This is a genomic window from Dokdonia donghaensis DSW-1, assembly GCF_001653755.1.
Classification (GTDB): domain Bacteria; phylum Bacteroidota; class Bacteroidia; order Flavobacteriales; family Flavobacteriaceae; genus Dokdonia; species Dokdonia donghaensis.
In genome coordinates this window covers 1,558,370-1,585,260 of the sequence record NZ_CP015125.1, presented here as the reverse complement: position 1 = coordinate 1,585,260, position 26,891 = coordinate 1,558,370, and the positions used below count along the sequence as shown (strand labels likewise).

Genomic DNA, 26,891 nt, shown 5'->3' with positions numbered 1-26,891 from the left:
TACAAGAGTTAATCGTAAGGTTAGCTCTTTTTTTTATACAAGTACTCTTAACTATACAAATAGAACCCAAAACACCTATACTTTAAGCATCACGAAAATAACTTTTACACACTTACATCATAAGAAATTATCGCATATTTAATATTTTGTTTAAAACTTAACACTAATTGATTAAACAAAATAAGTAAATTCGCTATTTTTACAAGAAATAAGTGTAGTATGAAAAATGCCGTAAAGACAAAATTTAGCATTAAAGACTTAGAGAGTTTAAGTGGTATAAAAGCCCATACCATACGTATCTGGGAGAAAAGGTATGGTCTTCTTGAGCCACAGCGTACTTCTACAAATATTAGAACGTATGCCTTAAGCGACTTGCAAAAGCTTCTTAATGTTGTATTTCTTACAGAGAATAAATTCAAGATTTCTAAAATAGCAAAGCACTCCACAAAGGAAATTGCAGCGCTCGTGGCAGAGCTAGTAACCGAAACCAGTGCCGCAAATGAAAATCACGCTATCAATTCATTTAAGATAGCAATGATGAATTTTGATCAAAACTTATTTCACAAGACATATAATGCTCTTAATGAAGATAAGCCATTTGTCACCATTTTTTATGAGACGTTTATACCCTTACTACAAGAGATAGGGTTATTATGGCAAACGGATACGATAAACCCATCTCACGAGCATTTTATCTTTAACCTTATTAAGCAAAAGATTCTTATAAATATTGAAAAGACACAAATTAATGTGCCGCCTCTCAAGGATAAAACATTTGCACTTTTCTTACCAGAAAACGAGATACACGAGCTAGGTCTACTCTTTTTAAATTATGAACTTGTTGCAAATGGCTACAAGGTGATTTACTTAGGGCAGAGCATAATGTTATCAAACTTAAAGTACCTTTCTTCAAATCATCCTAACCTATCATTTGCAACGTATTTTACTGTACAGCCTCTGGCTGAAGATATACCTGCATATTTTGATGAGTTTAATGAGCTTTTTGGTAACCAGAAACTAAATTTATATGTTTTAGGAGCTATGACTAGTAAAATAGACGAGCTTAGCCTTCCTAAAAATGTGCATATAATGATGAGTATAAGAGAATTTGTAAATGTTGTAAAAAACAAGTCTGCTACATATGCCTAAAAAGATTGTGATTATAGGATCTGGATTTTCATCCTTATCTGCTGCGTGTTATCTTGCTCAAGCTGGTAACGAGGTGCACCTTTATGAAAAAAATCAAACCCTAGGTGGTCGTGCCAGACAACTTAAAGAAGAAGGCTTTACATTTGATATGGGCCCTAGCTGGTACTGGATGCCAGACATCTTTGAAAAGTTTTTTGGAGATTTTAATAAGAAGGTTTCAGACTTTTACCAGTTAGAAAAGCTGGACCCTGCTTATTACGTGTGGTTTAAAGATGAAGTTGTAACCATAGGTGATACGCTAGATAAAATAGCTACAGAGTTTGAGCGTATAGAGCCAGGAAGCTCTCCTCAACTCAAAAAGTTTATAAAAAATGCTGGAGTCAACTATGACATTGCTATTAATGATGTAGTAAACAAGCCAGGCCTTTCTCCTTTTGAACTTGTAACTCCAGAAACGGCGGTACGCGTAAATCAGTTTTTTAAAACTATAAGTGATGATGTGCGCAAGTCTTTTAAAAATGAGAAGCTGGTTTCTATTTTAGAATTCCCGGTATTGTTTCTCGGAGCTAAACCTAACAACACACCTGCATTCTATCGTTTTATGAACTATGCAGATTTTGGCTTAGGGACTTGGCATCCTAAAGGTGGTATGCACGAGGTCATCAAAGGAATGATTAAGCTTGCGCACTCACTAGGAGTAAAAACTCATACAAGCGCTGGTGCCAGTAAAATTCTGGTAGATCAAGGAAAAGTACAAGGAATTGTAGCTAATGGGGAAACCATTACTGCAGATTATGTCGTAAGTGGAGCAGACTATCATCACAGTGAGACTTTGCTAGATCCACCGTATAGACAATACACAGAGAAGTACTGGGACAGCCGTGTATTTGCGCCGTCATCACTACTCTTTTATGTAGGTTTTGATAAAAAGTTTGATAACGTAGCTCATCACAACTTGTTCTTTGATACAGATTTTGACCAGCACGCAAGAACCATTTATGACGATCTTGCTTGGCCAGAAGAGCCTTTATTTTATGCAAATTTCCCATCGGTATCAGATGAGACAATGGCGCCAGAAGGTAAAGAAAATGGGTTTTTCTTAATCCCTATAGCTCCTGGAGTAGAAGATACGCAGGCACTACGTGATCAATATTTTGATATTATAATGGAAAGACTAGAGCGATTATCTGGTCAAAATTTCAGAAATCATATTATATTTAAGAAGTCTTTTTGTGTAGATGACTTTGTAAGTGAGTATAACAGCTATAAAGGAAATGCCTATGGAATGGCAAATACTTTGAAACAAACAGCTTTTCTTAGACCTAATTTAAGGAGTAAGAAAGTTAAAAATTTGTATTTTACTGGACAGTTAACGGTTCCAGGACCTGGCGTACCTCCAGCCCTCATATCTGGTAAGCTTGTATCACAATTAATAAGCAAATCAATTAAATAATGAAATCTCTATTTGACACCGTATCGAGAAGCTGTGCAAAGGTTGTAACTCAATCATATAGCACCTCATTTGCAAGCGCGACTAAAATGCTTGCACCCTGTATACGTCAGGACATTTATAACATTTATGGTTTTGTAAGATTTGCAGATGAGATTGTAGATTCTTTTCACGACTATGACAAGCCTACGCTATTCAAGCGTTTTGAAGAAGATCTTGAGCACGCGCTTACAGATAAAATAAGCCTCAACCCTATTCTCAACGCCTTTCAAGAGACCGTGCATAAATATGATATAGACCCTGCTCATATCGCATCGTTTATGAAAAGTATGCGCCTTGATCTCACAAAACTAGATTATCTCACAGATGCAGAGTACAAGGAATACATTTACGGAAGCGCAGATGTAGTAGGCCTTATGTGTCTTACCGTGTTTGTAAAAGGAGATAAAGAAAAATACGAAAGCCTTAGAGACAGCGCTATGAGCTTAGGTTCTGCCTTTCAAAAAGTAAACTTTTTACGTGACCTCAAGGCAGATTTTGAAGGATTAAGTCGCACCTACTTCCCTAATACAAATCTTGTAAATCTTGATGAAGCCTCTAAACAGCGTATTATCGAAGAGATAGAAGAAGACTTTACAAAAGGACTAGCAGGCATAAATAGACTGCCTATAGAAGCAAAGTTTGGGGTGTACACCGCTTTCCGTTATTATAGAAAATTACTCACAAAACTTAAACGCGTTCCCTCTGCCGAAATTAGGAACACAAGAGTGCGCGTACCAGACTACGTAAAGGCAAGTCTTCTTGCGCGTAGCTATGTAAAATATCGTTTAAACCTTATTTAAAAGAATCCCCTATACAAATGCAAACATTACTTTGGATCTTCGTTTTTGTTATGACTTTTGTCATTATGGAATTTCTAGCCTGGGCAACGCATAAATATGTTATGCACGGCTTTTTATGGTCTTTACACCAAGACCACCACCATAAAAAACACAACTCTTGGTGGGAAAAAAATGACCTCTTCTTTATCTTTTACGCGTTAGTTTCAATAGGCTGTTTCCTATTGTGGCAGTACGAAGGCGTATGGATAGGTTTACCTATAGGCTTAGGTATTTTTGCCTATGGTCTTGCCTACTTTGGTGTGCACGACATCTTTATTCATCAGCGATTTAAGTTGTTTCGCAATGCAAATGGATGGTACGGTAAAGCATTAAGAAGAGCACATAAAATGCACCACAAACACCTAGGCAAAGATGATGGAGAATCTTTCGGGATGCTATTTCCTCCAGTAAAATATTTTAAGCAAGCGAGAGCAAGCAAGAGATAATATATAAAGACCACTGTAAAAGGTGGTTTTTTTACGCTTTCGCGAAAGCGTAACAACACACCTCTCAATTCCTTTTCCTAAGTTTGCAGTATGCAAATAACCTCATTAGTTACCGGTGGCGCTGGCTTTATAGGAAGCCACGTTGCTCGTCATTTACTAGCTTTACGTCACCAAGTAATCATACTTGACGACCTCTCTGGCGGCTTTACAAGCAATGTTCCTCAAGGTGCGATTTTTATAGAAGGAAGCATTACAGACACCACACTTATAAATGAAATATTTGCACAACATCATATAGATTACATCTACCATCTAGCCGCATATGCCGCCGAAGGGTTGAGCCATTTTATACGTAAGTTCAACTACGAGAATAACCTCATTGGGAGCATCAACCTCATTAATGCAGCTGTTAATAATAACATAAAGAAGTTCATCTTTACGAGCTCTATTGCGGTGTATGGAACTCAAGAATTACCACTTAAAGAATTGCAAAAACCACAACCCGAAGACCCTTATGGTATTGCAAAATATGCGATAGAGATGGATCTGGATAATGCACATAAAATGTTTGGGCTAGACTATATTATCTTTCGCCCGCACAATGTGTATGGGCCTGGGCAAAATATCGGAGATAAGTATCGAAATGTGGTGGGTATATTTATGAATCAGATATCAAAGGGCGAACCGCTTACCATCTTTGGCGACGGAAATCAAACCCGTGCTTTTACCTACATAGATGATGTGGCACCTTATATTGCGGCTAGTTACGCTTTCGCGAAAGCGGACAACCAAATCTTTAACATAGGCGCAGACACCGAAAACACGGTAAATGATCTAGCTAAAGAAGTAGGAGTTGCTATGGAAAGAGAAGTGACTATCAACCACCTTGAACAGCGCGAGGAAGTAGTACACGCCTATGCAGACCACTCAAAATTTACAGAAATCTTTAGCCCAAAACCAGCCACAACACTTGCACAAGGATTACAAGAAACCGCAAAATGGGTGACTCAACACGGCGCGAGAGAAAGTGGTACTTTTGACCCTATAGAAATCACAAAAAACCTTCCAAAATCGTGGCAGTAAATCAACCCCTCGTATCTATCATAATGGCCGTAAAAGACACGGCTCCATATCTACACGATTGTATAAACTCAATTATAAACCAGACGTATCAAAACTGGGAACTTATTGCTGTAAATGATCACAGTACAGATGAGACTCCAGAGATTCTTGCGGCATTTGCAAAGCAAGATGCACGCGTTCGTGTTTTTGACAGTGATGGCTATAAACTCATCCCCACATTACAATGTGGATACAGAGAAGTGCGCGGGACCCTGCTCAACAGGATGGACTCTGATGATAAAATGCCAGATTATAAAATTCAGCTTCTCGTAGATGAGTGGCATAAGTATGGAAAAGGGCACGTGATTGCTGGAGGTACAGAGCACTTTGTAGATGAGGGCGAGGTAGGTGATGGTTTTTTACGCTATGAGCGCTGGCTTAATGAGGTGGCGAAAACAAGCACACACTACCAGCAGATTTACAAAGAGTGTGTTATCCCGTCACATTGCTGGATGATTCATAAAGATGATTTTGATGCCGTAGGTGCTTTTGACCCTGTTATCTATCCAGAAGATTATGATTTGTGTTTCCGTATGTATAAGCACGGGCTCAAAGTTATAGGCATAGATGCCATACTTCACCACTGGCGTGATCGCTCTAACCGTATCTCACGCACGTGGGATGAGTATAAAGACAATCGCTATTTTGATATGAAAATGCGTTTCTTCTATGAGATAGATCGTGATAAAAAACGACCACTCATACTCTGGGGTGCCGGCCGAAATGGTAAGGATATGGCTAAAATTTTACAATCGTATAATGACACCTTTCACTGGGTTTCAAATAATGAGAAGCAAATAGGTAAAGACATTTACGGTGTACGTATGCAATCTTTTACAGAAGTTCCGTCTATAGAAAATGCGCAGATTATGATTGTAGTCTCCTCTCCGGATGGAAAGAAGGAAATACAAGCACTACTCGATGCCTGGGGTAAAAAAGCCGTTAAAGATTACTGGTTTTTTGCTTAGAAAATTAATTTGAGATAATAACAAGTTCTTCTTGTGGAGCGATAAGATACTCTGCTCCATTTTCTGTTACTACGGCCATCTCCTCTACAGACATTGTTTTTACACCACCGTTTGCTAGTTTCCAAGAGTGAAAACCGTCAAAGGCAAACGTCATCCCTTCCTTGATCACTTTTTCTGAGGCTGGTCTCACGTGTGATGCTTGAGAACCTCCTAGGTTAGGTCCTACATCGTGAGCGACATAGCCTACTGGGTGGCCCGTGCTCCACATCACATAGTCAGACCCTGCTTTTTCCATAAGTACGCGCTGGGCTCTATCTACATCTACTCCTTTTACCCCAGGTTGCATCGCAGCGAGTGCTGCCCTATTTCCAGCTTTAGAACTTTCCCAGTAGTGCATAATCTCATCTGGAGCCTCGCTCTCTCCTTCATTTAAAACATAGGCAAATCGCTGTATATCTGTCACCCACCTGTCATATACTTTGATGCCAAAATCTATTTGTATCACATCACCAGGCATAATTACTTTATCTGTAGCGTGCGAGTGCCCACGGTCTGGCCCAGAATTTACATTAGGATTTTGAGCAGGTGCCCATCCATCTGTCACGCCATACTCCGTCATTCTTTGTTTTAAATATTTTGCAATGTCTGCATCTGTAGATGTGCCAGGTACTACTTGCTCGTAGACTTCAATCTGCCACTGGGCAGTGAGCTTTGCTGCTTTCCTTAAGATGGCAACTTCTTCTGGTAGCTTTATAGATAACCACTCATAGACAACCTCCTCAGAGGATACTAGTTTTGAGGTTTCGTCACCTAAGGCAGTAGCAATTTCTTCATACTGTGTATGCGTAAGCCCGTCTGCCATCACATTTTTTGAAGATGTGTTTATGGCAATACTTTTAAAATCTTTTGTTTTGATAAAATCTGAAGCTTGCTCAATAGCAGAGGTTCCTCGCTCTACACTCACGACCTCCTCGTGTATATCTAGATCATCTAGCGCAGTTGCTTCTCCAGAAGGTGAGAACACTTTAGAGTGAAAACCAGTTGTGTCGTTGTAGAATAAAAATACGGCGGTGCCTCCAGCATTTTCTCCTCCTATGTGATCTGCAATGGGATCATTATTATTTTCTCTACAAATAGTCATCCAGCAATCTACCTCTGCAGTTTTGAGTGCTTGCGGTAATAGCTGGTTGATACGCTTCTTTCTAATGTCTGGCCAAGGATTTTCTCCCCAGTACGTTTCTGGATTTACGGCAACTTCTGGTTCTTGTTGTTGAGCACAACTACAAACTAAAAAAATGGTAAGAAAAAAGAGTACAGGTTTAAGCATCGTATCTAGATTATTTTCAGAGTAATATAGAAATTTTGTTCCTATCTCTAAAAATAAAATGATGCAAATTACACTAGCTGCTAGCTATTAAAATGCCTCTGCAATCCCCAAGTAAAACTCACTAGATCCTCTACCAAAACCTACATCAAAACGAAGATTGAGACGCTCTTCCTTATCTATCATAAAACGAAGACCACCTCCATAGGTAGGTTTTAAGTTCTTAAACTGAAAATCGCTCACATCATTATAGATATCACCTCCACCAGCAAATAATACAGCACCAAAACGAGAGTTCTTAAACGTCTTTCTATATTCTACCTGGCTTGCTAGCAAATCTCTACCTACATAACGACCTTCTCTATAACCACGCATAATCTCACTACCTCCAAGAAAAGAAAACTCAGAAAACGGTAAGTCACCACGCGTAAATCTTCCCACCATCTGGAAGGCAATAATATCATCTTTATCTGCAAATGGCTTTGTATAATGTCTTAAATCAAAACGTGTCAAATCAAAATTATGTGTACCTCCTAGCGCCTCAAAATATTGACCTCTCGTCGTCTCGAGGTACCACCCATTTTGAGCATTAAGCACATTATTTCTGTTATCATACAGTGCAGCTACTTCAACACCTAGTGATGTAGACCCATCATAACCCGTAGGTCTAGTTTGATCTATAAGTCCGCCCTCTTCTATATCAACCGAGTAAATGTGATTAAATCGTACACCTGCACCTACAAAAAGGTAACGTGTAAAAGCCTGTTTTAAAAAGATAGGCTCCACTAGCAACTGGTAATAATTATACTCCTCCTCTGCACTTTCTGGTGAGTTTGTGCCAAAACCATAAAACAGTCTTGGGTAATTTTGAAAAAGGATATTACCTTCTATCACCCACTTCTCTTGGTTTGTAAAAATCTCAAATCCAGAATAAACAAAAAACTGACTATTAAGCGTGTACTGCAGCGTGATAGGCATATTAGACACACGCGTCTCCTCCCCACTACCGTTAAATTTAAATAGATATTTTGCACCCGTCCCAAAGGCAAAATTTGTCTCCGGGCTGTAGCTCATTACTGGTGCCGCTATAAACTTAGATGCATATAAAGTACTATCTTTTGCAACGGCCTTGTGGTTAGGGTGAAACGTAAAAAACTCTTTAATTTTTTCAAAATCCTGTGCCTGTGCCGTCTGTGTATTACCTACCGTAAAAAGTACGATGGCAATAAGATATATCAATTTTTGGGGGAAGTAGTTTACTCTCAAAATGCTATTTTTGGGTAAAGATACTGTAGACGGCGGTTTTAGCCCGTGACAAGCTTTAGTTTTTGTGATAACATTAGTATCTCACACCATTTATACACCATACATCCCATCAAGCAAGCTATTATGCTCAATATTGTACTCATCAATCCAGAAATCCCAAACAACACAGGTAACATAGGTAGGCTTGCCCTCGGTTCTGGCTGCAAGTTGCACCTTGTAAAACCCTTTGGTTTTGAGATAGACGACACCCGCCTTAAACGCGCAGGTCTTGACTACTGGCAGCATCTAGACGTACAGTATTATGATAGTATAGAAGATTTTTTTGAGAAGAACGCTTTCGCGAAAATGGCCTTTCTCTCAAGTCACGGCACAAAATCACATTATGACATTCCTTTTGAAGAAGACCTATTTCTCGTCTTTGGAAAAGAATCTAAAGGCCTCCCAAAAGAAATCACCGAAAAACACCCCGACCAACTTTATAAAATCCCATTATTTAGCGAGCACATCAGAAGTTTAAATCTCGCAAATTCCGTGGGAATTGTGGCTTATGAGGGGATTAGGCAGTTGAATTTATAGATATGAAGTTACGTTTAATAATTATTTTTCTACTTATTGTAGGTTATCAAAATGTATTCTCTCAAGACACTTTATCTGTCAAAGAGATATATTTTGATAACAATCTTGCATATCAAGGCTATAATGATGAGCTATTTACTGGTGTTGCACAAAAACTTAGAAAAAACGGAAATGGTCATATTGTTGCAGAAGAGATATATAAGAATGGTGTTCTTCTAGAATGGAAATTATTTTATAATAAAAGTCATAGAAGACTTGCTGAAAATGTTTTCTACTATAAGAAATATCCACTAGCACCAAAGGAAAGAATTCGCTATACAACTAATGAGGATGGTAAATTCACTGAAAGGACTTATTACGACACTAATTTTAAAAAGACTTTAGTCACAAGACATAAGGATACTACTTTAATATATAAATGTCCTTATACAGACGGAAAGAAAGATGGTGAAGAATTTTGCATAAATGATAATGGAAATCCAATGATCATCAAGTTTGTAAACGGGAAAAAGATCAAAAATTAAAAATTATTTTTCTAGTTTCATCTGCACAAGTAGGACTCCAAGAAAAAGCCCTATTGGGACACAAATAGCAGTTAGAGTAGCATAATCTTTAACTATAAAAAAATTATAGACAAACGTAAATGCAATAATTAAACTTGAAACAAAGCCGAAAACTATAAAAAATTTTATTCCAAAATACCAAAAGCTTTTTTCAAAAGAACCCTCCAATTTTATGTAAAAATCATACAACTTGACATAAAACCAATAAAGCATATGGTAACCTAGGTTTATAGCTATCATTGTAAAAAAACGCTCTAATAATATTATATCCCTGGCTACAAGTAAAATAATTAATGAAAAGACGAAATTCAAAACACCAAATCTCAAATAGCATTTTTTGATAGCTTCTTCTCTCATCTCCCCCCTACAAAGTAACCACCGTAAACTCGCCGCCTAGCGGCTCCAGCGCATTTACTAACTCAGGGATGAGTTGCTCGCCAAATTCTAGATAAAACTGTGAGAAGTTGGTATTTCTTTCTTGCAGGCTTTGCATTGGGAATACTTCGTTTTGTAAATCTACTAGGCGTTGTACGTGATCGCTTAGTTTACGCTTTTGTGCGCGCAGCAATCTACTCTCTAAGTTTTCTAAACCTTTGAGTTGTTTTATTTCTTGGGCTTTTACGGCTCCTATAAAACTAGCATCTGTCTCTTCGGCTAGTAAGTGCATTGCTTTAAACTGCTCTTTTAAGAAGCTGCGTTGTGCAGAAAAGTCTATCTCTATATTTGAGATGGCACGCACCTTTCGGTTGATAAGTTCGTTTTGTTTTAGAAATAAATTTGGCAACGACACGCCAAGACTTTCGGCCTTTTTGCGTTGCTTTTCTGTACGTATTAGTGCCGAGTTACGAAGTAATAGCGCTGGAAATGGAACTCCCACTTCATCAAAATATGTTTTGAGCTGGAACCAGTATGCCAGCTCTCCACCTCCACCTACATAGCAGAGATTCGGTAAAATCACTTCTTGAAAAAGTGGTCTCAGCAAGGCGTTAGGCGAGAACCGTTCTGGGTGCTTAGCAAGCTCGTCGAGTATCTCATTTTCGCGAAAGCGGATATCTGTATCATTTACCACATACATATCATCCACTTTGATAATACGCTCACGGATGCCTTTTGTGATGTAGAACAAGTTAATCTCACGAGGGTGCACTTGTTCTGGGTAGCCTAGCGCAGTGAGCTGCTCGGTTTGCTGTGTCACCTTTGCGTGCGACACGCCCTCTAGCAATTCTCGTTGTACATAAGGCGCAAATAATTCTTTAAGCCCCGCGTCGTTACCATCTACAATGACAAGCCCATACTCACCAAAAAGCTCGTTGCCCAGATAGCGCGTTGCATCTGCCAGGTTATCGTGATTGAGGTAGGCGTCACTAAAAAGTTTTGAGAGGTACTCCGCATTTCTTGAAGTCCCCAGCTGTGTTTTGAATAATGCTAGTACCTCAGCCAGTCCATCGGTTGAGAGTTCGCCCACGGCGCCACCGTCTTCACGATTCCACTGTACTTTTTTACCTTGAAAATTGAAGTAGTTAATCTCGTCAAAATCGTGATCTTCTGTCGCCATCCAGTAAATAGGCACATAATTGCGGTCTGGATTTTTCTCTTTAAGCTCCTTGCAGAGGTTAATGACAGAAATGATTTTATATAAGAAGTAAAGCGGCCCCGTAAATAAATTGAGCTGGTGCCCTGTGGTGATGGTAAAGGTATTTTCGCTGGCAAGATGCTCTAGGTTGAGCTGTGTCTCGGCAGAGGTGTTTGTATTTTTATATTGCGCGATGAGGGAATCATATAAACGCTTTCGCGAAAGCGGGCTAAAACTCGCTCCCTTCTCTGCTGCCTGTTTGATAAGATTATCTGCTGTGGGAAATCTGTGATAAAAGGGCTTAAGTGCTTCTTCTTGATCTAGATAGTTTGTGATAAGATTAGAAAAATACCCCGTTTCTCGATACGGCAGACAGTCGGTTGGCATAAATTATGGTTTAGATAGTAAAGATAATTCTGATAAATTGCGAGTTTTCCCAAAAAAACGTTAAAACGCTGATTTGCGGCGAGCTCTTTTTATAGCTTTAGCTTTTGCTAAAACCAACCAAATGCTCAGAATCTACAGCTTTTTTGTCGCCTTATTTCTCACAACATTACTTACCGCTCAAGTACAATCTCCATCAGAATTTCTGGGTTATGAGATAGGAACACAGTTCTCACGACACGCAGACGTGGTGCGCTACTTTGAACACGTAGCCGAAAATAGTGACCTAGTCACCTATCAAGAATACGGTAAAACAAACGAGCGTAGACCTCTTACATATGCCGTTATTACCACAAGCGCAAACCATAGCAATCTAGAAAATATACGCAAGGCAAACCTTGAGCAAACGGGTATTGCCACCGGCAACTTTGGTACGGCAGACAAGGCAATAGTCTGGCTTTCTTATAACGTGCACGGTAATGAAGCTTCATCTACAGAGGCTTCTATGGTGACACTGTATGAGTTAATTACGTCAAAAAAAGAATGGTTAAAAGATGCCGTGATCATTATGGATCCTTGCGTAAATCCAGATGGGCGTGATCGCTATGCAAACTGGTTTAACCAAGTAGCGTCTACACCTTACGACCCAGCACAGGTAGCTGCAGAGCACGATGAGCCGTGGCCAGGAGGAAGACCTAATCACTACCTTTTTGACCTTAACCGCGACTGGGCGTGGGCTTCACAAGTAGAGTCACAACAGCGATTAAAGGTATATAACAAGTGGATGCCACACGTGCACGTAGATTTTCACGAGCAGGGCATAAACAATCCTTACTATTTTGCCCCGGCTGCAGAACCTTTTCACGAGATTATCACAGACTGGCAAGAAGATTTCCAAACGCAGATAGGAGCAAATCACGCGCGCTATTTTGATAAGGAAGGTTGGCTGTTTTTTACAAGAGAGAGTTTTGACTTACTCTACCCTTCTTACGGTGACACCTACCCTACCTTTATGGGAGCAATAGGGATGACCTATGAGCAGGCGGGTCACGGTCGTGCCGGTTTAGGTATTCATACAGACCGAGGTTATGAACTCACACTAGTAGATCGTGTAGCACATCACAAAACCACAGGACTCTCTACCGTAGAGATTTCTGTAAAAAATGCTGCAAAACTCAACTCAGAGTTTAAAGCATACTTTAATAACAACAATCTCAAGTATAAAAGCTACGTACTTTCTGGTAATGTAGATAATCTCAAAGCACTAGCCGACCTAATGGACAAGCACGAGATAAGCTATGGCTTTGCCTCAAACGGAAAGGCAACAGGCTTTAACTACACCTCAAACGCTCAGGGCAGTATGAGCTATGACACCGCAATGGTGATAAGTACCGACCAGCCAAAAGGAAAGATGGTAAAAGCCCTCTTTGAGCCAGATGCAAAACTAAGCACGCCACTCACCTATGATATCACCGCGTGGAGTTTACCACACGCCTACGGTCTTAATGCCGTGGCAAGTACCTCTCTAGTAAAAGCAACTGCTGCTAGCCCTTTTAAAACAAACACAACCGTAACTAGCACAAATGTAGCAGGCTACATCGGGAAGTGGAGTAGTCTTGATGATGCACAGTTTCTTGCAGGACTTCTCAAGGAAGGCATTAGAGTACGTTTTAGCGAGCAACCCTTTGTAAATAATGGAGTTTCTTACGAGCGCGGTTCTTTAATTATTACTAAAAGTGATAATATGGGACGTGAAGATTTTAATGAGGTGTTAAGTACGCTTTCGCGAAAGCATAACAGAACCCTTACCGCTACTTCTACATCATTTGCAAGCTCTGGACCAGACTTTGGGTCATCACAAGTGAAGCTTATCAATCCGCCAAAGATTGCATTACTTAAAGGAGATGCAACCTCATCATTGAGTTATGGAGCTACGTGGTACTTTTTTGAACAGACATTACAGTACCCAGTGACTTCTATAAATGCAGATAAGCTAGGGCGTGTAAATCTTGATGAATTTGATGTACTGGTGATGCCTAGCGGCTGGTACGGAAGCGTACTTAATGAAAGTAACCTTGATAAGGTTAAAGACTTTGTGCGTGGTGGAGGTAAAGTGATTGCACTAGCAAACGCTGTAGGAAGCCTTGCTGGAAAATCTGGATTTTCAATAAAAAGAAATACCAGCAACAGCGATACCGAAAAAGGTGACAAGAAAGAAAACCTAACTCCATATGCAGATCGTGAGAATGCAAGTACCACAAACTTTATCACAGGTTCTATCTTTAAGACTAAAGTAGATACGACACACCCTATGGCTTTTGGCTATCCAGACACGTACTACAGTTTAAAGCTAGGAAGCAACTCCTACTCATATCTGGACCGCGGTTATAACGTAGCGTGGATACCTGAAGAGGTAGAGAATGTAGCAGGATTTGCAGGAGAAACGGCAAAAGGAAAACTAAGTAACTCTCTTATTTTTGGAGAAGAACGTATGGGGCGCGGGAGCATTATCTATATGGTAGACGACCCACTTTTTAGAGCGTTCTGGCATAATGGAAAGTTATTCTTCACCAATGCTATTTTCTTGACTAATAATGGAAAGTTTAGGTTGTAGACTAAATACTTACTAAAACGAAAAAATGCCCTGTATTTCAGGGCATTTTTTTGTTTACTTACTCTTGCGGACATCTCCCTGACTCCCTCTTGAAAGAGGGACACTGTAATGGGTAGGTTGCGTTATTTTGATGGATAGGGTTTGTATGGAAAATTCTAGTTAACTCACTCCTGCGGACATCTCCCTGACTCCCTCTTGGAAGAGGGGCACTGTTGTGGGTAAGTTTTGTTATTGGGAAAGCTAGACTAGTTTATCTCAAAGCGTACCATCTTGACCTCGCTGTTGTCACCATTAAGATCTGTCCAGGCGACATATACTACATCGCCTACAACCTCTAGTTGTGGGAAGCCGCTTTGTCGTTCGGCAGAGGTATTGGTTACTGTCACTGGGGCATCGTGTGTGCCATCTACATACACTCGGGCTACTTGAAGCACTACGTTCTCACCCATTGGTTCTAACCACGAGATGAGAGCGCTTCCATCACTCATAAAATCTGTATCTACTCTACCTATTGCGTTTCCGTTATCTATACGGATTGCACCTCCAAAAGAGGCTCCATTATCATTTGAAAAAGCCGTGAGCACTCTAGGAGCATCACCCTCTGCAGTAAACCAGCTCACCACCACATTTTCTTCTTTGGTTGCTATTGCAGGTCCGTTTACAGGGCAACCGTTAAGTTCCCAATTATCATTACCTATAACCATAGGCTTTGACCACGCTCCATCTACCCATCGCACGATTGCCATATCTCGTATCTCTGGTGTGGTGTCTGAGCGATCTCTGTAGACGGCAACCGGTCCATTATTTGTAATAGCCGTTGCTGTATTACAGCAGTCACAAACGCGACTATCTATCTCTGTTTCTTGCGTTATATTTCCCGCTAAATCTATGTAGGCATTGCGGAGCGTCATTTGGTTTTTACTCTTGTCTTCGTTTTTTGTGTTTCTACCATCAAGCCAAGTAGCATAAAAACCTCCATCATACGCTTGTATAGATACAAAACCGTGCTCTGCATCTACGCCATCTGTATTGAGTAGGAAATCATCTTTAATAATCGCATCGCCTTTTGACAATTGAAGCTTTATATTATAATCATAAGTGCCCTCTGCAGATTTTTCTAAGATATTAGTGAGCACATAATCACCATTTACTCCTAGGGCTGGAAAATCTGCCCAGTTTACAAACCAATTATCTCCAGATATAATGGTTCTAGGTTGGCTCCACTTGGCACTATCGTAACTAGCATATTTTAAAATTGCCGTATCTCCTTCTTGCTCCACCCAAGTCATATGCAATTTACCGCCACTTGCCTTTAGTCTAGGCAAATGAGACTTCCCTGTAGAAGGTAGTTGTATCGCAGTGAGTGATGCATTGGCAGTAGCCGTTTCTACAGCTGACTGCTCTACTACCGGTACAACTTCCGTTTGATTAGACTCCTTGCAAGAAGTAATAATAATTAAAGCAAAAAACACTAGACAAATAATACGCATAAAAAAGGCTTTTTTAGTGCTACAAATGTAAGCCTTGCAAACAAACTCTTACACACAAAAAAGCCTTTCAAAACATTTGTTCCAAAAGGCTTTTTGTAAATTAATTTACTACTTCTTATTTTTTGGTAGCACGTTTTGCGTGCAATGCTTGTGGTCGCTCTAAGGCTACAAGTGGTTCTGCATACAGATCAAAATCTTCTGCCTCTGTTACTTTTACCATTGCGTAGTCTCCAGTTTTTAAATAAAACTTAGTCGCATCAACTAGGACCTCGTTATCTACATCTGGTGAGTCAAATTCTGTACGACCTATAAAGAAGTTTCCTTCTTTACGATCTACAACAATTTTAAACTCCTTCCCTATTTTCTGCTGATTGAGCTCCCAAGAAATTTGTGATTGGATCTCCATAATCTGGTTTGCGCGATCCATTTTTACATCCTCTGGCACATCGTCCTCTAGATTATATGCGTGTGTATTTTCCTCGTGTGAGTATGTAAAACATCCTAAACGTTCAAAACGTTGATCTTTTACCCATTGCTTCAGCGTTTGGAAATCTTCTTCGGTTTCTCCAGGATATCCTACAATAAGGGTAGTTCTTATGGTCATCTCTGGTACGCTTTCGCGAAAGCGTTCTAACAACGCATTTGTTTTTGCCATTGTTGTACCACGTCGCATAGATTTTAAAATAGGATCTGCAATGTGTTGCAACGGAATATCAAGGTAGTTACACACCTTAGGCTCACGCTTCATCACATCAAGTACATCTACCGGGAAACCAGAAGGAAATGCATAGTGTAGACGAATCCATTCTATACCTTCTACTTGAACAAGGTTTTCAAGAAGCTCTGCTAGGTTACGTTTTTTATATAAGTCAAGACCGTAATACGTAAGATCTTGTGCTATGAGGATTAACTCTGTCACGCCGTTTGCAGCAAGTTTTTTTGCTTCTACTACGAGGTGCTCAATAGATTTTGACTTGTGCTTACCTCTCATTAAAGGAATTGCACAGAAAGAACAAGGGCGGTCACAGCCTTCGGCTATTTTTAGGTAGGCGTAGTTTTTTGGTGTAGTTGTGATACGCTCACCTATAAGCTCGTGCTTATAGTCTGCTCCAAGTGCTTTAAGTAATCCTGGTAGCTCTGTTGTTCCAAAATACTGATCTACATCTGGAATCTCCTTTTGAAGGTCTGGCTTGTATCGCTCAGAAAGACATCCTGTAACAAATACCTTGTCTACATCGCCTTCTTCCTTTTGCTTTACGTACTCAAGAATGGTGTTTACAGACTCCTCTTTTGCATTGTCTATAAATCCACAGGTGTTAATCACAACAATGTTACCATCTTCTTCGTGAGCAACATCCATCTCATTTGCTTTAAGCTGGCCCATTAAGACCTCACTATCATAAACGTTTTTTGAGCAACCTAGAGTTACTACGTTTATCTTATTCTTCTTCAATGATTTTGTACGCATAGCCTTCCTTTTAAGGGAGTGCAAAGATAAGCCAAATAACATAGTAAATAGCACGTTGATATTTTACACCTTTTGATAGCTTTAAAAACTGCCAATTCCTTAATTATGAGAGCTACATTAATCCTTTTTTATATTTTAGAGTCCTATCATAAAGCCTCAATGATGCGTTACCTATATTTCTTATTGCTTATAAGTCTATCGTGTTCAACAACAGATAATGAAATCATTACAAATGATACAATTATTATAACTGACGATACCATCGCAGAAGAGCCAGATGATACTGGCGAGACTAATAATCTATACTTCCCTCCTATAACAGGTGACACCTGGGAAGTAACAGGACCGTCTACTCTTAACTGGAATCTTGCAGCCTTACAAGATCTTACTGATTATGTAGCAGAAAATAATAGCAACGCTTTTATTATCCTTAAAGATGGAAAAATAGTAGTAGAGAATTATTATCAAGATACAGACGCAACCACGAGCCATCGCTGGAATAGCGCTGCAAAAACGCTCACGGCTTATACCGTAGGTATTGCACAACAAGAAGGCTACTTATCTATAAATGATGCTTCCAGCAATTATCTAGGCACGGGATGGACTACTATGACTCCAGAACAGGAAGCAGCGGTAACAATACGTAACCAACTCACGATGACCAGTGGAGGAGACTATACAGTAGACGATACCAACTGCTCTGACCCTGAGTGTCTGCTGTACCTGAATGATGCTGGTGCCGAGTGGTACTATCATAACGCTTTTTACACCTTATTACAAGACGTAGTAACAGCAGCTGTACCCGATGATTTTAATACCTACTATGACAATAAGCTTAAGTCACAAACTGGTATGACGGGTGCTTGGGTGCCTTTTGGCTATTTTAGATTATACTTTAGTACAGCTCGAAGTATGGCGCGTTTTGGACTACTCACGCTCAATGAAGGAAATTGGGACGGAAATCAACTAATAGATGCCTCATATTTTACAGAAATGACAACGCCTTCTCAAGATATTAATGAGGCTTACGGATATTTATGGTGGCTTAATGGGCAAGACAGCTATAGACTACCCAGCACCACGACAACATTTACAGGAAAATTAATCCCTACTGCTCCAGATGATCTTATCGCTGGTTTAGGTAAAGATGATCAAAAAGTATATGTTTTACCTAGTGAAGGACTAGTAGTAATACGCCTAGGCGATGCAACTGAAGAGTCATTATTAGGTCCATCTGGTTTTGATACAGATTTATGGGAAAAAATAATGACTGTTATCCAATAGCTTTTAAGAGCTAGACGACAACAGCCATTTAAAATGTATTTCTTCTTTTACTCCTGATATCCTTCTGGTAGTGTTCTAGCATTAAGTGTGCGCTCTACTCCTACCGCGATATTATAAATCACTTCTTCCTGCTTAGATGGAGTGATGATGGTAATTCCCTTAGGCTCTCCTTGTGAAGTGAAACCCATAGGGACTGTAAGTGCCGGATAGTGTGCCGCTGCGGCATAGCCAGCATCATAATTATTTATAGAAAGTATGGCGTCTAGTTGACCACCAGCTTCGGGGTGTTTGCTTAGTGGGTCTTGAAAATATGCTTGAGTAACCTGCATAAGGTTTTCTTTGATTGCTTTAAGCTCTGTATCGGTTGTGCTATCTGCAACGATACCTTTAAAAAGCTGTTGTCCGTAAGGAATACGCGCAAGACTATCTTGATTATTAAATGAAATGAGCTCCTCTATATTTCTATTTTTTACTGTAGGGGCAACCTCTGCATCGTAATAAGTAGGGAGATCATTTTTCATATCTATATTTAAGATAGACAGAAAACCAGGCATATTAACTCGCTCCATATCTACCTCAACAAGTGTGGCTTTTGTTTCCTTAAGCTTATTGATAGCCGCGGCATACGTACTGTCTTGCAAGTATCCCTTTATAACACCAAGATATTTTCCTTCAAGGTTCCCTTCTTTAACAGCTTGTACATAATTACCACTAGATGCATAACTATAAGAATCTGCAGCGTCTTTACCTGTGAGCGCTTGTAGTACAATCGCATTATCCACTACATTCTTTGTCATAGGACCAGGTGTGTCAAGGTGACTAGAAATAGGTACAATCCCACTACGACTTAAAAGACCGATGGTAGGTTTAAGCCCCACTAGGTTATTTTGGCTAGAAGGTGATAGTATAGAACCACTCGTTTCAGACCCTATGGCGGCTACGGCATAATTTGCCGCTACGCTCACCCCAGATCCAGAACTTGATCCTCCTGACTCAAATTGTAAACGACCGTACGGATTTATGGTCTGACCACCTACAGCACTATAACCTACTGGACAACCCGAACATAAAAAGTAAGCCCACTCACTCAAGTTGGCTTTACCTAGTATTATAGCATTTTCTTCTTTGAGGCGTTTGGTAATAAATGCATCACCTGCATTATTATCTGTGAGTGCTACAGATCCTGCTGTTGTGGGCATTCCCGCTGCGCCAATGTTATCTTTTAAAAGTATAGGCATACCGTACACAGAATATTCATCTATGGTAGATTTATCTTTAGTATCAAGTGCTCTCGCTTCCTTCACCACTTCTTTATTCAGAGCGATGACTCCGTTAAGCGCTAAGTTGTTATCACTTTCAAAACGCGCAATACGATTTAGATAAAATAGGGTCAGTTCTTCGTATGAGTAATCTCCATTTTTAACGTGCTTCTGGATGGTCGGGATATCTTGTTCTAAAATAAGCGGAGAGATTTCTGAGATACGCTTTCGCGAAAGCGTATTTATCTCCCCATTAAGATCTTTCCAAATATCATTTTTATCGAGCCCCTTTGCGTTTACAAGCTTGAGGTGCATTCTGCTATTTTCAAGGGCTTGCGTTTTTGCAATATCTAGGGAGTCATTATAAGCTTCCCAAACATATCGCGGAGTTGTTTCTGCCGCAGTAGTAGGAGCTTCGTTTTTACAAGAAAAAAGCGCCGTTGCGAGCGCGAGGGTATACAAGTATTTCATAGTGCATTTTTATGGTTCACTAAAAATACAAAAAGCGTCACCCAAAAGGATTAACCCACATCAAGAAACCGTAGATAAAAAACTTAGTAGACTCAAGTATAACAACTGCAATTACGGGCATCCACCAGTATTGTGAAGCTATCGCTCCTTTAAGGATTCTCCATATATAAAATATAATGAGACTGTAAAAAGCAATAAAAATATAGTGAGGAAAAGCGGTGTACTGCGTTAGATATTTAGGCACAAGGTCACTCCTTACAGCAGTGTATGCTGTATACACGCTATACAGGTTAAGTAACAAGAAACCAATAGCAACCACTCGTAAGGTACGCAACGTAAGTTCTGGAAGCCACCTAAAATCGAGTTTCATAAAAAGTGATGGCCTATTTAAAGAAACTATCTACAAACTCTACTTTATTAAAGACTTGTAAATCTTCTATACCTTCTCCTACTCCAATGTATTTTACAGGGATTTGAAACTGATCAGAAATTCCTATAACCACACCACCCTTTGCGGTACCATCTAGTTTTGTTACTGCTAGCGAAGTCACCTCTGTAGCTGCTGTAAATTGTTTTGCTTGTTCAAAGGCGTTTTGACCTGTAGAACCATCAAGTACAAGAAGTACATCGTGAGGAGCATCTCCCACTACCTTTTGCATCACACGCTTCACCTTAGTAAGCTCGTTCATAAGGTTCACCTTATTGTGTAATCTCCCGGCAGTGTCAATAATAATCACATCTGCATCTTGTTTTACGCCACTCTCTAATGCGTCAAAGGCTACTGAGGCTGGGTCACTTCCCATTTGTTGTTTTACAATAGGTACATCTACTCGATCTGCCCATACCTGTAACTGATCTATCGCTGCCGCTCTAAACGTATCTGCCGCACCTAGTACCACCTTTTTACCTTGCTTTTTAAATTGGTAAGCAAGCTTTCCTATAGTGGTTGTTTTTCCTACACCGTTTACACCTACCACCATAATCACGTGTGGTTTATTTTGCGATGGGATTTCAAATTCGGTTGCGTTACCTGTGTTTGTCTCACTTAGTAGACCGGCAATTTCTTCACGTAGTATCCTGTTAAGCTCATCTGTACCTACATACTTATCTTTGGCCACACGCTCTTCTATACGCGTGATTACTTTAAGCGTGGTTTTTACACCCACATCACTAGTAACAAGAACTTCTTCAAGATTATCAAGTACATCATCATCTACCTTAGACTTTCCGGCAACTGCCTTACTCATCTTATCAAAGAAGCTCGTTTTTGTCTTCTCTAGCCCTTTATCAAGGGTTTCTTTTTTTTCTTTTGAAAATATTTTCTTGAAGAAACTCATTTGGTTGTGCGTTTTCTGTGTTCCGTAAGCAGAACGTTGGTATCGGTTAGACAAAAATAGTGCCTTTTACTGAGAATGTCGTTATGTCAGTACAGACAACTCGCAGAGCGTCAATATTTCTGCATAAACAAACGCCTTTTTGCAGTCGTAACAGTGTTTTGACAGCGAGGTTTAATAGAAGAAAATGTTTTTTGTTACGCTTTCGCGAAAGCGTACTCACACCCAAAATAGAACTTATAATACTCGCACATTTGGAATCGAAATCTTATTTTTACGATAAAGACTTTTACAACATATGAACATTCATTTTATAGCCATAGGTGGAGCCGCAATGCATAATCTAGCACTTGCTTTACATCACAAAGGAGAGACCGTAACAGGTAGTGACGACACGATTTTTGACCCGTCAAAATCTCGACTTGAAAAATATGGACTATTACCTGAAGCATTTGGCTGGTTTCCAGAAAAAATAACAAGCGATCTCGATGCCGTTATTTTAGGAATGCACGCAAAAGAAGACAACCCAGAGCTGCTCAAAGCACAAGAACTAGGTCTCAACATTTACTCATATCCAGAATATCTATATGAGCGTGCAAAAGACAAAACTAGGGTCGTTATAGGAGGATCTCACGGTAAGACCACCATCACCTCTATGATACTGCACGTGATGCATTACTGGGATAAAGAGGTAGATTATATGGTGGGTGCACAGCTAGAGGGCTTTGACACAATGGTGAGAATGACAGATGACGCAGATTTTATGGTGCTGGAGGGTGATGAGTATCTGAGTAGCCCTATAGATCGCAGACCAAAATTTCACTTATACAAACCTAATATTGCTCTACTAAGCGGTATTGCTTGGGATCATATTAACGTCTTTCCTATGTTTGATAATTATGTGGAGCAGTTTCAGATTTTTGTAGACTCAATGACAAACGGTGGTGCAATGGTGTACAATACCGAAGATGAAAATGTGGTAAAAGTAGTAGAGAATGCCACTGCTCACATTAAAAAATATCCTTACCAGACACCTGAGTACACGGTAGAAAATGGAGAGACGCTACTAGAAACTCCAGATGGTGCGATGCCTATAGAAGTTTTTGGGAAACATAATCTCAATAACCTAGCCGGTGCCAAATGGATCTGCCAGCATATGGGTGTTATAGAAGAAGATTTTTATGAAGCCATCTCAACCTTTAAAGGAGCCAGCAAGCGACTAGAACTTATCGCCAAAAGTAAAGACACGGTCATTTACAAAGACTTTGCGCATAGTCCTTCTAAAGTAGCTGCAACCACAAGTGCCGTAAAAGAACAATATGGTGACCATACTGTTGTAGCCTGTCTAGAGCTTCATACTTACAGCAGTCTGAATCCTGAGTTTTTAAGCGAATATCAAGGAGCACTAGATGCTGCAGATGTGGCGGTGGTTTTTTACTCACCAAAGGCTGTCGAAATCAAAAAACTAGAACCTATCACAGCGCAGCAAATCGCAGCAGCATTTAAACGTGATGACCTTACCATATTTACAGACCCCGCAGACTTTAAAGCCTTTCTATTTGAACAAGAGCTTAAAAATAAAGCCATACTGCTTATGAGTAGCGGCAATTATGGCGGGTTAGATTTTGAGGAGGTTAAGGGGTTGGTGTAACAAATACAAGTTTATCACTACCAACTTAGAACACAATCTAGCAACACACATTTGGGTTCAAAGAAATTTCTTCATAAAATAACGCTACAAGAATTCTCAAAAAGAAAATTCTTATTAGGTATTGTTTTAGGGATTTTAACCGCTGTTATCTTCTATTACTTCTTGCAGTATCTTTTTATACTCCTGAAAAGCGTACACTTAGCATTTGTATATAACGCAGATAATACTCTAGATACAGATACACGGAATTATATTGCGCTATTCTTTTCTTCAATTTCTGTCGCGCTAGGAAACACAATTAGCATAGCTTTTATTTTTTCTGGAACTGACACAAGTAGTCAAAAAAGAAAATCTGGGAGGAGAATTATAAATGATCAAAGTGCTCTTACCCCAACTGCAATATTCTGGATTTTAAAGATTTTATCCCTCACAATAGGAAGCATTATAATATCCCACAGTTCCATAGTATTTAAGGAGATTGCTTATGCAATAGCATTATTACCCATAGTTTTATTCTTTGACCAAGTAAAAAGTCTAAGGAGATTTTTAAAAGGGTATACAATCGCAAAAATGAGTATTCACTTTGCTATACTGAGTCTACTAGTATTTATCATCGCTTTGAGTAATATAAATGCTTATGATAAGCAAGGCAATCTTCAAGCTATAACTGGATCATTTGCAAATATTCCAGAATTTAAACTTGAGAGCGAGTATAGTGAAGACATATTTATGGATTCACATCAGAATCAAATTAGATTTAAAGTCACAGAGAAGAATGATAGTATCAAATTTTTTGGATGGGATCGTTTCTTGACTTATCACGACGTCCAGATGTCTATCCTAGAATCTAAACAATCTCATTATAGATATGATGCTGTTTTCTATATTGATAAATCTATCAAATGGAATAAACTAGACACATTATTTGAAAAACTTCTATTAATCAATGCAAATAAGGTATTAATAACAATTACTGACTCTGAGACTTTATGGGAGATCTATTACAAACATCGTATTTTCACATCAAAAGAACTTTATAACAAATGGTCTAACTCAAAAGAGTATCCTCCCCCTCCACCACCACCTCGATTTTTTGAAGAATTTATACTAGATAAAAACGTAGACACTTTAAATATTGCTTCCTTCAAAAACACTAAGACATCCATCAAAGATTCGATATACTCATATATCTATGAAGGCGCACAAAGTGATACTGCGTTTGTTTTTTCCATTAATCAAGATATTTCAGTAGAAGATTATTTGGAATTTATGATAGGTTACAAAAAAGCTATCTATCAGTTGAGAACTGATTACAATAGTCATCCTCAACTAAGAGATGATGCTTCAGCGAGGTCTAAATATCCAATGATTTATAAAGAGAATCACTTACAAATTGGCAATTAACTAGCTTAGATTCCGCTTTCGCGAAAGCGTAAAAATGCACCTCACAAATTGCGCTAAAAAGAGGCTTGTATTTTTCCACAAAATGTTAATAACTTCAAGGGTTTTCGAGGGTTTTTAAGACCTTTCTGGAGACCCTTTCTTTATATTTGTTTTTAGACAATATTTTAAGAATTATAATATGAGCGACGACGCTAATAAAAAGCAATATTCGGCAGATAGTATTCAGGCCCTTGAGGGAATGGAGCACGTACGTATGCGTCCTTCGATGTATATTGGAGATGTAGGAGTTAGAGGTTTGCACCACTTGGTTTATGAGGTGGTAGACAACTCTATAGATGAGGCTATGGGAGGTTACTGTGACGCTATAGATGTTACTATTAACGAGGATAACTCAATCACGGTACGAGATAATGGTCGTGGTATCCCTGTAGGGATTCATAAAAAGGAAGGTGTATCTGCATTACAAGTAGTAATGACTAAGATAGGTGCCGGAGGTAAATTTGATAAAGACTCTTATAAGGTTTCTGGTGGTCTGCACGGGGTAGGTGTATCTTGTGTGAATGCACTTTCTAACCATCTTAAAGCTACGGTTTATAAAGAAGGAAAAGTATGGGAACAAGAGTATGAACGTGGTAAAGCATTATACCCAGTAAAAGCTATAGGTGACACAGATTTTACAGGTACCGAAGTCACGTTTACTCCTGATGATTCTATCTTCCAGCAAACTACAGAGTACAATTATGACACGCTTGCTTCAAGATTAAGAGAGCTAGCTTACCTTAATAAAGGTATTACTGTAACACTTACTGACAAGCGAAATAAGAAAGAAGATGGTGAGTTTGAAAATGAAACTTTTCAATCCAATGAAGGTCTTTCAGAATTTGTACGCTTCTTAGATGGTAACCGTAATCCTATAATAGGGAACGTTATCTCAATGGAGGGAGAGAAAAATGGTGTCCCTGTAGAAGTTGCTATGATTTATAATGATAGCTATGCAGAAAACTTACACTCATATGTAAACAACATTAATACACACGAAGGAGGAACACACCTTGCAGGTTTTCGTCGTGGTCTTACGGGATCACTTAAGAAGTTTGCAGATGCCTCTGGAATGCTAGATAAACTTAAGTTTGACATTGCGGGAGATGATTTCCGTGAGGGTCTTACAGCTATTATTTCTGTAAAGGTAAGTGAGCCACAATTTGAAGGGCAAACTAAAACTAAACTAGGTAACCGTGAGGTTACATCTGCAGTATCTCAAGCAGTGGCAGAGATGATTGAGATCTATATGGAAGAAAACCCGAATGATGCTAAGACCATTGTTCAAAAGGTAATTCTTGCAGCTCAAGCTCGTCACGCAGCAAAGAAAGCGCGTGAGATGGTGCAACGTAAGACGGTAATGAGTATAGGTGGTTTACCTGGTAAATTATCTGACTGTTCTGAAACAGATCCTGCAGTTTGTGAAGTATTTCTTGTTGAGGGAGACTCCGCAGGTGGAACGGCTAAGCAAGGTCGTGACCGTGAGTTTCAAGCCATTTTACCACTGCGTGGTAAAATCTTGAACGTTGAGAAAGCAATGCAACATAAAGTTTTTGAAAACGAAGAGATTAAAAATATCTTCACCGCTCTTGGTGTAACTATTGGTACAGAAGAGGATAGTAAAGCGCTTAACCTTTCAAAACTTAGATATCACAAAGTAGTTATTATGTGTGATGCCGATGTAGATGGTAGTCACATTTCTACTCTTATTCTTACTTTCTTCTTCCGCTATATGAGGGAGCTAGTAGAAAAAGGTTTTGTATATATCGCAACACCACCATTATACTTGGTTAAAAAAGGTCAGAAAAAGCAATATGCTTGGGATGATAAAGAACGAGATGCAATAGCAGAACGTCTGGGTACTCAAGGTGTATCTATACAACGATACAAAGGTCTTGGAGAGATGAATGCAGAGCAGCTTTGGGATACGACTATGAATCCTGAATTTAGAACACTACGCCAGGTTGCCATAGATAATGGCACAGAAGCAGATAGAATATTCTCTATGCTTATGGGTGACGAGGTACCACCTCGCCGTGAGTTTATCGAGAAGAATGCTATCTATGCAAATATAGACGCTTAAACACTCTTAATTATATACGTAAAAGGCTCTAAACTTAGGTTTAGAGCCTTTTTTTATTTTAAATAGCATTACCAATTCTCTAATAGTTTGAT

Annotated in this window: 21 protein-coding genes; 13 read left to right on the top strand and 8 right to left on the bottom strand. The window is 39.4% G+C overall.

Features of this window, described 5'->3' with window-relative positions; all coding sequences use genetic code 11:
- Positions 1-219: 219 nt before the first annotated feature.
- From I597_RS07010 to I597_RS06985, 6 genes are all read left to right on the top strand, one after another.
- A complete protein-coding gene (locus I597_RS07010) occupies positions 220-1,149 on the top strand; it encodes a MerR family transcriptional regulator (RefSeq protein ID WP_035327825.1) in 930 nt (309 codons plus the stop codon).
- Complete coding sequence (locus I597_RS07005; protein ID WP_035327822.1) at positions 1,142-2,602, top strand: phytoene desaturase family protein; 1,461 nt, start codon at positions 1,142-1,144, stop codon at positions 2,600-2,602. The genes I597_RS07010 and I597_RS07005 overlap by 8 nt, the downstream gene beginning before the upstream one ends.
- Positions 2,602-3,441: a phytoene/squalene synthase family protein gene (locus I597_RS07000; protein ID WP_035327820.1), complete on the top strand. Its 840-nt coding sequence runs from the start codon at positions 2,602-2,604 to the stop codon at positions 3,439-3,441. Before I597_RS07005 ends, I597_RS07000 begins: the two co-directional genes overlap by 1 nt.
- A 17-nt stretch (positions 3,442-3,458) precedes the next feature.
- A complete protein-coding gene (locus I597_RS06995; protein WP_035327817.1) occupies positions 3,459-3,926 on the top strand; it encodes a sterol desaturase family protein in 468 nt (155 codons plus the stop codon).
- Between the two features lie 90 nt (positions 3,927-4,016).
- Positions 4,017-5,009 carry an NAD-dependent epimerase/dehydratase family protein gene (locus I597_RS06990; RefSeq protein WP_035327814.1) on the top strand — a complete coding sequence of 331 codons (993 nt, stop codon included), beginning with the start codon at positions 4,017-4,019 and terminating at the stop codon, positions 5,007-5,009.
- Positions 5,000-6,016, top strand: coding sequence for a glycosyltransferase family 2 protein (locus I597_RS06985; RefSeq protein WP_052111953.1), 1,017 nt, complete (start codon positions 5,000-5,002; stop codon positions 6,014-6,016). The genes I597_RS06990 and I597_RS06985 overlap by 10 nt, the downstream gene beginning before the upstream one ends.
- 4 nt (positions 6,017-6,020) lie before the next feature.
- Here the strand turns inward: I597_RS06985 and I597_RS06980 are convergent, their stop codons facing one another.
- Both I597_RS06980 and I597_RS06975 read right to left on the bottom strand, forming a co-directional pair.
- On the bottom strand, positions 6,021-7,343 hold the full coding sequence (locus I597_RS06980) for a M24 family metallopeptidase (protein WP_035327808.1): 1,323 nt from the start codon (positions 7,341-7,343) through the stop codon (positions 6,021-6,023).
- Positions 7,344-7,430: 87 nt separating this feature from the next.
- Complete coding sequence (locus tag I597_RS06975) at positions 7,431-8,579, bottom strand: BamA/TamA family outer membrane protein (RefSeq protein WP_236626657.1); 1,149 nt, start codon at positions 8,577-8,579, stop codon at positions 7,431-7,433.
- Between the two features lie 147 nt (positions 8,580-8,726).
- Here I597_RS06975 and I597_RS06970 point away from each other — a divergent pair, with 147 nt between their 5' ends.
- Positions 8,727-9,182 carry a tRNA (cytidine(34)-2'-O)-methyltransferase gene (locus I597_RS06970; protein ID WP_035329062.1) on the top strand — a complete coding sequence of 152 codons (456 nt, stop codon included), beginning with the start codon at positions 8,727-8,729 and terminating at the stop codon, positions 9,180-9,182.
- 2 nt (positions 9,183-9,184) lie between these two features.
- On the top strand, positions 9,185-9,706 hold the full coding sequence (locus I597_RS06965; RefSeq protein WP_035327802.1) for a hypothetical protein: 522 nt from the start codon (positions 9,185-9,187) through the stop codon (positions 9,704-9,706).
- A 403-nt stretch (positions 9,707-10,109) separates the two neighbouring features.
- On the opposite strand, the gene bshC is transcribed toward I597_RS06965, so the two are convergent.
- Entirely contained in the window at positions 10,110-11,705 is a 1,596-nt protein-coding gene (bshC, locus tag I597_RS06955) for a bacillithiol biosynthesis cysteine-adding enzyme BshC (protein ID WP_035327796.1), read from the bottom strand.
- Positions 11,706-11,826: 121 nt separating this feature from the next.
- Between bshC and I597_RS06950 the strand changes: the two genes are divergently transcribed.
- A complete protein-coding gene (locus I597_RS06950) occupies positions 11,827-14,316 on the top strand; it encodes a M14 family metallopeptidase (RefSeq protein ID WP_035327793.1) in 2,490 nt (829 codons plus the stop codon).
- Positions 14,317-14,561: 245 nt separating this feature from the next.
- Here the strand turns inward: I597_RS06950 and I597_RS06945 are convergent, their stop codons facing one another.
- Entirely contained in the window at positions 14,562-15,806 is a 1,245-nt protein-coding gene (locus tag I597_RS06945) for a hypothetical protein (protein WP_035327790.1), read from the bottom strand.
- A 115-nt stretch (positions 15,807-15,921) separates the two neighbouring features.
- Positions 15,922-17,274: a 30S ribosomal protein S12 methylthiotransferase RimO gene (rimO, locus tag I597_RS06940; protein WP_035327787.1), complete on the bottom strand. Its 1,353-nt coding sequence runs from the start codon at positions 17,272-17,274 to the stop codon at positions 15,922-15,924.
- 105 nt (positions 17,275-17,379) lie between these two features.
- Between rimO and I597_RS06935 the strand changes: the two genes are divergently transcribed.
- Positions 17,380-18,558 (top strand): serine hydrolase domain-containing protein, encoded by a 1,179-nt coding sequence (locus I597_RS06935; protein ID WP_236626655.1) that lies wholly within the window; start codon positions 17,380-17,382, stop codon positions 18,556-18,558.
- 47 nt (positions 18,559-18,605) lie between these two features.
- On the opposite strand, the gene I597_RS06930 is transcribed toward I597_RS06935, so the two are convergent.
- From I597_RS06930 to ftsY, 3 genes are read right to left on the bottom strand one after another with little or no spacing between them, the layout of a single operon-like run.
- Complete coding sequence (locus I597_RS06930; RefSeq protein ID WP_035327782.1) at positions 18,606-20,288, bottom strand: amidase family protein; 1,683 nt, start codon at positions 20,286-20,288, stop codon at positions 18,606-18,608.
- A gap of 37 nt (positions 20,289-20,325) precedes the next feature.
- Positions 20,326-20,658, bottom strand: coding sequence for a hypothetical protein (locus I597_RS06925; protein ID WP_035327779.1), 333 nt, complete (start codon positions 20,656-20,658; stop codon positions 20,326-20,328).
- Between the two features lie 13 nt (positions 20,659-20,671).
- Entirely contained in the window at positions 20,672-21,625 is a 954-nt protein-coding gene (ftsY, locus tag I597_RS06920; RefSeq protein WP_035327777.1) for a signal recognition particle-docking protein FtsY, read from the bottom strand.
- Between the two features lie 295 nt (positions 21,626-21,920).
- On the opposite strand from ftsY, the gene I597_RS06915 reads away from it, so the two are divergent.
- The 3 genes from I597_RS06915 (at position 21,921) to gyrB (ending at position 26,799) form a co-directional block, all read left to right on the top strand.
- Positions 21,921-23,273, top strand: coding sequence for a UDP-N-acetylmuramate--L-alanine ligase (locus I597_RS06915; protein ID WP_035327775.1), 1,353 nt, complete (start codon positions 21,921-21,923; stop codon positions 23,271-23,273).
- 51 nt (positions 23,274-23,324) lie between these two features.
- On the top strand, positions 23,325-24,677 hold the full coding sequence (locus I597_RS06910) for a hypothetical protein (RefSeq protein ID WP_035327773.1): 1,353 nt from the start codon (positions 23,325-23,327) through the stop codon (positions 24,675-24,677).
- A 178-nt stretch (positions 24,678-24,855) separates the two neighbouring features.
- Entirely contained in the window at positions 24,856-26,799 is a 1,944-nt protein-coding gene (gene gyrB / locus I597_RS06905; RefSeq protein WP_035327770.1) for a DNA topoisomerase (ATP-hydrolyzing) subunit B, read from the top strand.
- The last annotated feature ends 92 nt before the right edge of the window (positions 26,800-26,891 follow it).